Source organism: Oenococcus sicerae, from assembly GCF_004102045.2.
Taxonomy (GTDB): Bacteria; Bacillota; Bacilli; order Lactobacillales; family Lactobacillaceae; genus Oenococcus; species Oenococcus sicerae.
This window is the reverse complement of the sequence record NZ_CP029684.2, coordinates 1,391,594-1,403,106: the sequence shown is the minus strand read 5'-3', so window position 1 is coordinate 1,403,106 and position 11,513 is coordinate 1,391,594. Positions and strand designations below refer to the sequence as shown.

10 protein-coding genes and 3 tRNA genes are annotated in these 11,513 nt (G+C 40.6%); all 13 read right to left on the bottom strand.

Annotation, left to right across the window (positions count from 1 at the left end; genetic code table 11):
• Positions 1-1,093: 1,093 nt before the first annotated feature.
• The 13 genes from DLJ48_RS07245 to DLJ48_RS07185 all read right to left on the bottom strand — a co-directional run bounded on the left by DLJ48_RS07245 (position 1,094) and on the right by DLJ48_RS07185 (position 11,510).
• Positions 1,094-1,177 (bottom strand) — tRNA-Leu (locus DLJ48_RS07245).
• 46 nt (positions 1,178-1,223) lie between these two features.
• A tRNA-His gene (locus DLJ48_RS07240) sits at positions 1,224-1,297 on the bottom strand.
• Between the two features lie 2 nt (positions 1,298-1,299).
• A tRNA-Trp gene (locus DLJ48_RS07235) sits at positions 1,300-1,373 on the bottom strand.
• Between the two features lie 85 nt (positions 1,374-1,458).
• Entirely contained in the window at positions 1,459-2,430 is a 972-nt protein-coding gene (locus DLJ48_RS07230) for an ROK family glucokinase (RefSeq protein WP_128686806.1), read from the bottom strand.
• A gap of 63 nt (positions 2,431-2,493) precedes the next feature.
• Positions 2,494-3,225 (bottom strand): rhomboid family intramembrane serine protease, encoded by a 732-nt coding sequence (locus DLJ48_RS07225; protein WP_128686805.1) that lies wholly within the window; start codon positions 3,223-3,225, stop codon positions 2,494-2,496.
• 19 nt (positions 3,226-3,244) lie between these two features.
• Positions 3,245-5,668: a phenylalanine--tRNA ligase subunit beta gene (gene pheT, locus DLJ48_RS07220; protein WP_128686804.1), complete on the bottom strand. Its 2,424-nt coding sequence runs from the start codon at positions 5,666-5,668 to the stop codon at positions 3,245-3,247.
• Entirely contained in the window at positions 5,668-6,711 is a 1,044-nt protein-coding gene (gene pheS, locus DLJ48_RS07215; RefSeq protein WP_128686803.1) for a phenylalanine--tRNA ligase subunit alpha, read from the bottom strand. Before pheS ends, pheT begins: the two co-directional genes overlap by 1 nt.
• A gap of 240 nt (positions 6,712-6,951) precedes the next feature.
• Positions 6,952-7,260, bottom strand: a complete 309-nt coding sequence (locus tag DLJ48_RS07210) for a winged helix-turn-helix transcriptional regulator (protein ID WP_128686802.1) — start codon at positions 7,258-7,260, stop codon at positions 6,952-6,954.
• A 21-nt stretch (positions 7,261-7,281) separates the two neighbouring features.
• Entirely contained in the window at positions 7,282-8,049 is a 768-nt protein-coding gene (locus tag DLJ48_RS07205) for a TrmH family RNA methyltransferase (RefSeq protein WP_128686801.1), read from the bottom strand.
• The gene (yidC, locus tag DLJ48_RS07200) at positions 8,049-9,065 is read right to left on the bottom strand and encodes a membrane protein insertase YidC (protein ID WP_128686800.1); all 1,017 of its coding nucleotides are present in this window, start codon (positions 9,063-9,065) and stop codon (positions 8,049-8,051) included. The genes DLJ48_RS07205 and yidC overlap by 1 nt, the downstream gene beginning before the upstream one ends.
• 11 nt (positions 9,066-9,076) lie before the next feature.
• A complete protein-coding gene (locus DLJ48_RS07195; protein WP_128686799.1) occupies positions 9,077-9,631 on the bottom strand; it encodes a DUF177 domain-containing protein in 555 nt (184 codons plus the stop codon).
• Positions 9,628-10,761, bottom strand: coding sequence for a nucleotidyltransferase (locus tag DLJ48_RS07190; RefSeq protein ID WP_128686798.1), 1,134 nt, complete (start codon positions 10,759-10,761; stop codon positions 9,628-9,630). Before DLJ48_RS07190 ends, DLJ48_RS07195 begins: the two co-directional genes overlap by 4 nt.
• Positions 10,758-11,510 carry a class I SAM-dependent DNA methyltransferase gene (locus tag DLJ48_RS07185; protein WP_128686797.1) on the bottom strand — a complete coding sequence of 251 codons (753 nt, stop codon included), beginning with the start codon at positions 11,508-11,510 and terminating at the stop codon, positions 10,758-10,760. The genes DLJ48_RS07190 and DLJ48_RS07185 overlap by 4 nt, the downstream gene beginning before the upstream one ends.
• Positions 11,511-11,513 lie beyond the last annotated feature (3 nt).

Sequence of the window (11,513 nt, the reverse complement as noted above, 5' to 3'; positions counted from 1 at the left end):
ATTGTCTCTACTCCTCAAAGATTTTCTCCAAAACAAAATCTATGAAAGTCGTCAGTAGTAGTAAGAAAATAAATTCTGAATCAAACGCAAATTCAAGCAGTTTTTCAAGCAAAAAAAAGGCATCAACAAAACTGTCCACCTTTCGGACGGTCTAAAACTAGAAGTTACAGATGCCGGTTACAATAATGGAAGTTCTATCTCGGAACCTCGCCAAAGAAATATTAAGCAGTGATTCCATATCTTAGTTGGATTCATCGAAAGCTTTGGCAATAATAGCTAATGTCTCTTTGTCAATCATAATCAAATAATCCGCAACTAAACAGTATGTATGAGATCGATAAACAATTCGGCATTGCAAAGAAATAATCCTAGGTAAAACTAGAAGTTGATACCGTTGAGGCCCGCCAAATAAATAAAATTGATTTTTGATTTTTAAGCCTAGTAGCCAATGCACGATCCTTACCAAATTTATCTTGATAAAAATAAGTTATCGTTTGATTCAAACGATTATCTTCAAAGAAATATTGTTAATTCCTTAATATTGCGATGTCTTATTTTATCTTATGAAATTAGTAAAGTTTTTTCTTTTCGTAAAGATAAAACAACCAGGCTAATAAACATTTGCCAATATGTAAGTGCATGTGTTTAGGAATACTCTAAATCCACCTTACTTCATTTTTCCGTCTTAAGATTGAAGCTGAAAAACGAGTTTCACCAGTTCTAGGCTGGTAATGATGAGCAACGTTTGCCTAGAAAGAACAACTAACAGACATGAGCAATGTTTGTTTACTAAGAGTTTAGTGTCTCTTAAAAAGAAAATATCCAGTGGCTTGCAGTTATTGGATGCATTTAAGCAATATGATACTGTTTCTGATTTGTGAGTATAATTCTGGCGAAGCAATTAACTAGGTTTTAACGAAGAATTTACGAATGATTAAAGCTATGGTTATTTTTTTAATGTACCAATTTTGTACCATATTTAATATTATTTAGCAGCTTGGATCATGTTTATCAATGATATATAAACGCCGTCATATCAACATTTAAGCAAAGAAAAAGCGCTATATCACTCTTTCTGATATAACGCTTATTTTGCCGTCGGTGGGAGTCGAACCCACACGGTGTTGCCACCACTGGATTTTGAGTCCAGCGCGTCTGCCAATTCCGCCACAACGGCATTTGTTGCAAAAAATAATGCAAGAGTTCCAAAAGAAACTTGCAAGGGCGGTATGTGGGACTCGAACCCGCGCGTGCCGGTACCACAAACCGGTGTGTTAACCAACTTCACCAATACCGCCATGGCAGGGATAGAGGGAATCGAACCCCCGCTAACGGTTTTGGAGACCGCTGTACTACCTCTATACTATATCCCTATAATCAGTCCGCTTAATCTTAACTCATAAGCAAAGCCAACTGAATAATTCTATCAAATATTGACCCGAATTTGAAGTAAAAAACTCATTTTCTTTCAAATTCACGTGCAAGACTCGCTGCACCGATCACACCAGCATCATTTCCGAGAACTGCCAACTTCAATTTAGTTGATGAACGAACTGTTGAAAGTACATACTTCGTCCAGTGTTTTTGAACTTTTTCAAGCAGAAAATTACCAGCAGCCGAGACACCGCCGCCAATGACAACGTAGGCTGGATTCAAGATATTGGACAAAGCTGCCGTGGCGTAGCCAAGATAATAAGCCATTTTATCAACGACCTCATTAGCCAAGAAATCGCCTTCCTTAGCTAAATCAAAGACAGTCTTAGAGGTGACTTCTTCGCCATTATCAAGCATCGATTTTAATTGCGAATTGCCTTCATATTCGTCAGCGAAATCATGTGCGAGATGAACAACGCCAGTTGCCGAACAATATTGTTCCAAACAACCACGGTTGCCGCAAGTGCATAGATAACCGCCAGGCTCAACGACCATGTGGCCAAATTCGCCGCCAGCACCGAAAACACCGCGAACCATTTCGCCATTAGCGATAATACCGCCGCCAACACCGGTACCAAGTGTAATAAAAGCAACATTCGGATTATTTTCTCCAGCACCTTTCCACTGCTCGCCGATCGCTGCAGCATTAGCATCGTTATCCATCGTAAAGTCTAGCCCAGTTCCTTTTTGAACGGCTTCACGAACATGCTGGATACTTTTCCAATTTAAATTATAAGCAGCTTCGACCGTACCGTTTTGGCGGCTGACCGTTCCCGGTGTCCCCATGCCAATGCCAATAATTCTTTCAGGATCAAGCTGCAAAAGCGATAGCCGCTTATTGATCGACTCCACGATCGCAGGAACGATATGCGAACCATCATCCAAAATATTAGTTGGAACAGCCCATTTTTCTTGAATTTCACCATTGGCTGTCAGAATTGCAAATTTAATCGTTGTGCCGCCAAGATCGACACCAATTAGTTTATCTTTAGTCATTTTTACCTCAATAATAGATTAAAAGTTTTTTCCCATAAAAACAAGCGCTTTCAAGATATATGGCTAGTTTCCGATAATTTGAAAACCTGTCCATACTAACGGCAGCAGTAAAATAATCACCGATCCGACCCGGACCAAGATCTTGATGCCGCCGTATTGGCTGCTTGGAAAATTAGAAACCAGTGCAACCAAGACACCTGCGATCAAACCACCCAAATGAGCCCAAATATCAACACTAGGGGCGCTAAAGTTACTAATTAAGTTGAAGACCGCGAATGCTGTAAAAATAACCAGCTGCCGTTTAAAAGCTAAATTATTGCGATTGTACCAAGCGATCGCGATCATAGCACCGAAGAGACCAAAAAGTGCACCCGACGCACCAACTGAAACAACATTTGGATTTGGATCAAAAATAAAGGTCAATAAATTGCCCCAAATACCAGCCACGATATAAATAATCAAATACTTAACGCGGCCGAATAGCCGTTCGACAAAAGGACCGACAATAATCAGTGTCAGCATATTTGAAAAAATGTGCATGAGCGAACTATGCAGCAGGATCGGCATAAACAAACGATACCAATCACCACGAACGACGAGACTGCTGACTTCCCCACCCATGAAAACCATCGACTGGATTGAAGGTCCACTGATCAAACGACCAATAATAAAAAAAGGGCTGAATGATTGGTAAATAAAGGCATCAACGATAACTTGAATCAGATAAACAAACAAAGTCACAAAGAAAATCGTTAATGTCACGGGTGGAATTGATCGCCAAAAAGAATGTTTCATATCTATAAGCTTAGCAAACTTATCGAACCCTAGCCTGCAGCTGTCGAGCTAATTGATCAATGACATTTTGAACAGACTGGTTGGCCTCATCATCGACCAATGTAGCCTGCGGATTGACAAATTCCAAGCGGTAAGCGATTGATTTCTTATTCAATCCGAGTTCCAGACCCTCGTAAACATCCACGACCTGCAGCCTGCGCAAATATGGACCAGCATTAATTTTAATCAGATTTTCGATCCTTGCTGATTCAACTTTATCATCGACAAGCAGAGATAGATCTCGTTCGATACCCGGAAACTTGTCCAATAAGCTATAATCACTCGTGTTTTTATACAATTTATGAATCAAATCTAAATCAATTTGAAAAACAAAGGTCGCAGCCAATTTATTAGCTCGCAGAACTTTTGGATTAATTTGACCGACAAAACCCAGATATTCTTGGCCAAGATAAACGTCAGCCGTTTGACCTGGATGCATTTCCGGACGGTCATCAGCTGTCTTATAAGTGACTGTTGTTTTTAAATCCAGGCTATCAAGCAGACTTTGCAAGAGGCCTTTCATGTAATAAAAATCGTATTTATTCTCATGATGCTGCCAGCCCTCCGACTCGATTCCCGAAATCAAGGCAGCGATCTGGTGATTTTCTTTCGGCATTTTGGCTTGACCACGATCAAAGAAAACAGCACCTGTTTCAAATAAACGAATATCTGCGGCTTTTCTAGCAGCATTATAAGCAGCCGTTTGTATTAAAGTCGAAAGCAGGGATTGACGTAGTACTGAGCTGTCTTGACTCATAGGATTGGATAATTTCACTTCATTTTCCGGCTGAAAAGTGAATGTCTTGGCCTGATCAGGATCTGTCAAAGAATAAGAGATCGCTTGATTGAGTCCTAATCCGAGCAGTAATTGACGTATCGCACGATCCAGTTTTTGGCTGATCGTCAGACCAGATCGGTCGTTAACGGCCTGCGGCAAGTGAATTGGTACTCTGTCATATCCATATATTCGGACAAACTCTTCAATTAAATCAGCTTTGATCGTGATGTCAGGACGCCGTTTCGGCGCATAAATTGTAAATTGTTCTCCGACCAGATCATATTTGAAGGCCAATCGATCCCAAATTTCGCGAACCTCTTTTAAGCTGACTTGTGACCCTAAATAATCATTAATATCACTGACAGAAATCAAGATCTTAGTCTCAGGCAATATTTCCTCACAGCCCGTAACAACACCAGCAGCAACTTCACCGCCGGCAATTTGCTGAACCAATGCCGCTGCATAATCTAAAGCTTTTTGGCAGTTTGCTACATCGATACCACGCTCAAAACGTTGACTGGCCTGTGAATGCAAGTTAAAGCGCTGAGCTGTTTTACGGATATAAACCGGATCGAAAACAGCTGCTTCCAAAACAAGATTTTTTGTACTTTGAGTTACTTCAGATTGAACGCCGCCCATAACGCCAGCTAGCATTTGTGGCTGATCCCCATCGTACACAACGATATCTTGACCAGCTTTTAAGTCATGCTTATTGCCATCCAGCGTTGTTAAACTTTCATCTTTTGATAGCGCCAGCTTAATTTGTTTATGCTGCAACTGGTCTAAGTCAAATGCATGCATCGGTTGACCAAATAAAAGCATTATGTAATTTGTCACATCGACCAGATTATTAATTGGACGAATACCCGAATTCCATAAACGCCGCTGCAGCCACAAAGGGCTTTCTTTGACTGTGACATCATTGATCACACGCAGATAATATGGATTAGCCAGTTTGCTATCAACACTTGCTGAAATTTGAGCCGCAGCTGGTCGTTTCCCCTCATGCAATTTTTTTTCAGGATAAACAAATTTTTTATTTAAAATCGCCGCAAACTCATATAAATTGCCGCGAATCGATAGCATGTCTCCACGATTGGCTGTCAATTCAGTATCGATCATCAAATCATCGATCCCAAGTGCCTTGACAGCATCATCACCAGGCTGCACATCATTGTCAGTTGGAAACACGTAGATGCCGGCTTCATGCTTTTTGGGCGCGATCGAATCATCAAAAGCGATCTCTTGTAAAGAGACAAGCATGCCTTGACTGATTTGGCCATCCAAAGTTGTCGCTTCTATTTTTTTGCTGCCCGCTAAAACAGCCCCAGGCAAAGCCAGCACAACCAACTGGTTCAAAGCAGCGTTAGGTGCTCCGGTGACGATCTGATAATCCTTTTTACCAGTATTAACGATCGTGATCTTTAAATGTGTTGAATTTTCGATTGGACGAATTTCAGTGATTTTACCCACGATCAGGCCGCTAGATTGGGCAATTTGATAGCCGTTTTCTTCAACCTCAGTCGAAGTTAGCGCTAGCGTATCAGAAAAATCCTGGGCTTCCTTCTCATTAGTTACAGGGAAATCTGGTATATACTCTTTGATCCAATTAACAGAAACTTTCATTATTCTCCCACCTGACTAAACTGTTTCAAAAAACGCAGATCATCTAAATAAAAATGACGAATATCATCAATGCCGTACTTGATCATGGCAAAGCGATCAGGTCCTAAACCAAATGCAAAACCAGAATACTTTTCTGAATCAATTTTGGCCATTTTTAAAACATTTGGATGCACCATACCAGCACCTAACACTTCGATCCATTCAATATCTTCAGCTGCCGTTTGATCGTCGACAATATTCCAGCTAATATCAACTTCCAAGCTCGGTTCAGTAAAGGGGAAATAGCTTTGTCGAAAACGCATTGCATGGCCTCTGCCAAACAGTTCATTAGTTAAAGCTTGCAGAGTGCCCTTCAGATCAGCCAGTGTAATTTTTCTGCCGACAACCAATCCTTCGATTTGATGGAATTGGTGGGAATGTGTCGCATCATCATTATCACGACGATATACTTTACCAGGACTGATCATTTTTAAAGGACCGCTAGCAAAGTCATGCTGATCCATTGCACGTGCCTGCATTGCAGAGGTCTGTGTCCTTAAAAGAGTATTAGGCGTTAAATAAAAAGTATCCTGCATATCACGCGCTGGATGGTCTTTAGGCAGATTCATGCGCTCAAAATTATATTCATCAGTCTCAATTTCGTGACCATACATGACCTGAAAGCCTTGACTTAAAAAGTGGTCTTCGATCTGATCTTGGATCTGCTGTAAGACGTGTTTTGTACCGATCTGAAAGCTGCGCCCCGGCAAGGTAACATCAATCTTCTCAGTTGCCAGCTTAGCGTTTAGTTTAAGCTCTTCGAGGCTGTTTTTTTTATCAGCGATCTCAGCTTCTAATTGTGTTCGAATTTGGTTGGCCAGCTGACCAACTACAGGTTTCTCACTAGGTGTCAGATCTTTAAGACCCTTTAAAATCTTAGTTAATTCACCTTTTTTGCCCAGCAGATGAACTCGAATATTTTCAACTAAATCAATATTGGTCGAATGATCGATCTCTGCTGAAATTTTCTTATTCAATTCATCTAATTTTTCTTTAATGTCCATAAATTTTCCTGACTAATAAAAAAATCCCTCATGCACTTGATGCATCAGGGACGAATTATCGTGTTACCACCCAAATTTATAGAAAACATGATACGTTTTCTAACTCTAATAACTGATAACGGAGCAGCCCGCTAGTGATTAACTAGAATAATTGGAAGTGAAATTCAACTTGCACTGCTGCCGGCTTTCACTCACCCAGCTCGCTAATAACATCACAGCCTACTAATCTTCCGCAGATTATTAAATATTTTTCGCTGCCCATGTCGAAATTTCCGACATCAACGGTCTCATGGAACCGCCTTTTTTAGTCAGACGATAACCCAATTTACCATTATCAGGACAGCACACACGTTCAATGATATCAGCATCTTCCAGTTCTTTCAAACGAACTGTCAAAACACGGTCGCTGCATGCGCGCACGTTTCTGGAAAGTTCGGCAAAATGTAAGGATCCCCGACTGCTGTCCAAGAGAGATTGGATAATTAAGCCATTCCATTTGCGACCTAGGATTTCAAATGCTGATTGTGTCAACTCAATTCTTTCAGCCATACTTACATTTTATTAGGAAAATCAATTTAATGCAAACATTAAAATTCCACCAGCAACAGCCACATTCAAAGACTCAGCTTTACCAGGAAAATTAATGTGCAAATTGGCAGTTGTTTTCGCCTGCAGTTCTGCCTTCATGCCTTGTCCTTCATTACCAAGGATCAAAGCAAAATTCTTTTCCGGTACGATCGTTTTATAGTCAACTGAAGTCGCTGACAGTGTTGTACCAAAAACATCATAATCATTTTCTTCAAGTGCATCGATCCATGCTGCTAAATCAACATCCTTGACGACCTTCAAATGGAACTGACTGCCTTGCATGGCACGAACAACTTTAGGATTAAAGGGATCGGCGGAACCAGCTGATAAAGCAACACCCTCAAACCCAGCTGCATCAGCGGTCCGAATCAAGGTACCGGCGTTGCCTGGATCTTGAATTTCATCAAGCAAAAGCCAAGAACCACTATGAATATACTTGGGGTCAAAAGAATTATTCGGCAGACTAGTTTGAGCAAAAATGCCTTGTGGATTGTTTGTTTTGGCAATATGCCGAGCTACTTCCTCCGTAACTTGAAAGGCAGGCACTCCTTGAGGCACATCGATCAAATGTGCTGACATTTGAGCTTCGGTAGCAATAATCGCCTGGATCGGAGCTGCTTGGTTTAATGCTTCTTGCACTAAGTGCCAGCCATCAAGCAAATAGCTGCCTGATTGTTCACGTCCCTTGGCTGTTTGCAGACTGGTCCAAATTTTAACTCTTGAATTTTGATTTGAGGTAATAATTTCCATTATATTTTTGGCTTTCTTTGCTGTTTGCCAGCATTGCGCTTATGTGCGCCTTTATTGGGATCAATTTCTTCAGTTGAAACATCGTTTGTAATGTCTTTTGCAAGATCTTGTTCGCTAGTATTAGCTGCGGCTTTAGCCAGCAGGTCATCAGCGACATTTTTGACTTTAAATTCTCGATGAATTTTAGCCTGAATACCTGGTCGGATCTTTAAAATAATCAAAGTCTGAATCAAAACGAACAGACCACCAACCATGAAATAAAGACCTAATGCTGCTGATTGAAAAATCGAAAAGAAGAAAATCATGACTGGGCTCATCCAGATCATGGTCTGCATCTGTTTTCTCTGTGCTTCAGGTGTTGTCTGTAGTGTAAACCAAGATTGGGCGAAGTAAAAAATTGCTGCCACGATCGCAATGATCAGCGATGGTTTATAGAGTGCAATTCCAAAAAAATGTGCACCATTCAATGGAAACAATTTGTTAAAAACAGCCGGGTCAACATGATCAACTTTTAAAACACTGGTCGATAAACGAATAGCTGTATAAAGAGCTGAAATGATCGGCAGCTGGATCAGCATGGAAAGGAAATTCATGCCACCCATCATCGAGACATTATTTTCTCGATAAACTGACATCATGGCATTATTGACAGCCAATTTCTCTTCTTGGGTCTCGGCCGTTTTTAAAGCTGCCTGTACTTTAGTCAATTGCGGCTGCAGCATAGCCATCTTCTCTGCTTGAATCGTCGATTGTCTCTGCTGATCGAACATGATCGGCAGCAATATCAAACGAATAACCGCTGTGATGGCAATGATCGCAAAACCAATACCATTGGTCGACTTGAACACGTCATTAGCCATCCATTGCATAAAATCAACCATATATTTGCTGATCCAAAGCCAAGTCCGACCTGTCTTTGTATACCCGCCTGTCATTAATAAGATTTCTAATGCAATCAAGGCCACGATAATCAATCGCCGTATTGATTGCCATACACCAACTTTTTCTTTACTCATAAACTACTATTCTACCTATCTTTGTTATTATCTGAATTATCCGGGAAAAAATCTCCCAAACTTTGATTCTCTTGCTGTGCTGTATGACTCTCTGGTTCTACATAATCTTCTTCGCTGATCAACTGCCAACCACCGCCTGATAAAGGCTGTTCGGCTGACTCGTCAGCAGCATAAACAGTCATTGGTAAATTCGTAATGATGTTTTCAAGGATCGCGGCATCTAAATCTAATTGATTTTTCTCAATCAAAAATACTTGCTCAGTCTGATCAAATGCTTTTAACGAAGCCTCATCTTGAACATAGAGCTCATTCATTTGAACTTTAAAAGGATAATCGACGGCTTTAGCACTCCGTGCCGATGGCAAAACAGCTGTCCCGACCAGTAACAGATCAACTTTGATCTGATCACCTTTTTCATAACTAATTTCGCCAGTAGCATGAATGGCCTTTAAATCCAACAAACGATCAGAAAAATTTTCTTTCGCTGCCGCTGAAAGATCAAGCTGTTCGTCAACAACAAGCGGCTGCTGCTGATATTTTTGTAATTGTTGAACTAAATACTTCATGCTTGAATCGGCGTCCTTTTAATATCCTGTGCATCTTTAATGCCCATAATTTGGTCATAAACCAGACCGGCTTTATAATCAATATTCAAACTCTTATTCGCTATTTTCTGATCCACATGACTAATGATCGGCAATTGAAACTGCTTTTTTTTCTCATGCAAGTAAGCACGTCCAGCCTGTGTAAAAGCTAATAATCGATGATATGGATTCTGCATCGCCAAATTCATCTGATCAACCTTGATATTCAATAATATGTAGACCAGCACCCGATGCAGACGGGCAAAAGTATAACGTTTTGACTTAATCATTGCAATAAATTCAGCAAAATTAAGTGGATTTTTTTCAATAGCCTGCTTTATCAAAAACTCCATGCCCTCATTTACCTGGTAAACTGAGCGTATCTGCCCTAGTCCATCAGTTGATAAACGATATTTTAAAAGTTCGAATAACTTTTCTTCATAATCAGTGTATTTCAAATTTTTCATTGGCGTAAAAGCACTAATATCTTGTTCATCTGCCAAAGCTTTGCGAATTGCGGTCGCAGATGCAATTCTACCATTATTCAACACGTCATCATGGTAACCAGCTGCTACACGCGGGATCGTCAAAAGCTGCAAACGACCTTGGAGTTTCTGTTTCAAAATTGCTTTCGCATAGCTGAAAGCCAAAATATCGTTGGCATTTTCTAACTGAAAGCCGGTTTTCGCTTGCAAAGCTGCTGCAAAATTACTGGCATAAGTTTGATTTTTAACATCAAAAGTCATATCACCATCGGTTGCCGGTGCCTGCTTAGCTAAATCAATAAAGTCCGTATCCGCATGTTCAGATCCACAGACAATTGAAGCTGCTTGCAAATCCGCTAACAGTCTGACAGCGCCATCAGCGAAAATATCGCCAGCCTGCGCAGCATAATAAAATGGTAATTCAAAGACCAAATCAGCGCCAGCGTCTATAGCTGCTTGTGCACGTTGCCATTTATCTGCAATCGCCGGTAAACCTCGTTGTACCCAGTTGCCCGACATGATAACAATAGCAATATCGGCCTCAGTAGATTTTTCTGCCTGCTTCAAATGATAAAGATGACCATTATGCAAGGGATTGTACTCAGTTATGAGCCCGACTGCTTTCATGCTTTTTCCACCGAAAAAAAGGCTCTTGTTGTTTGATCGCTAACTGGGGACCTGCCGAAATCAGCTGTGACTTTAATATTCGTAAAACCTATTTTTTCTAAAATAGCTATGTATTTCTTGATCGGATATGTCTGTTCGTGATGAATTTCTCTGACTAATTTAAAAGCATCTAATTGGTCATCATAGACAAAAAACTTTAAATCATGATCAACTGAATTCACATCATCGCCAGGGAAACTGGTCCACATAAAAATGTGTGTCGGATCATCATCATTGTTATACATATAATTGTCGTAGCCGACTTTGACCTGATAGGGTGTGATCACATCGAATAAGAATTTTCCACCTTTTTTCAAATGATGAAAAACCTGTATTAATGTCTGCTGCAACGTCTGCAGATCCGGTAAATAATTCAGCGAATCTGCAAAGCTTGTGATCAATGGAAAAGAATCTACCAAGGGCCAATCATCCGTCATGTCCGCTTGAATCAAATCCAGCCTAACGTGATTCTCTTCAGCATGCTGATTAGCCAAACTCAGCATTTCCGATGATAAGTCTAACAAAGTTGTCTGGTAGCCTTGTTTAGCGAGCAGCACAGCCAAACGGCCAGAACCGCCAGCCAGGTCCAATACTCGTTTTGATGCACGAGAATCAACATTTGCCTGCACGAAATGATCCCAATCTCGATAAAGGTCGAGGTCGAAAAGTCTATCATACAATTTTGCAAACATCGAATAATTAGAATCCATTAA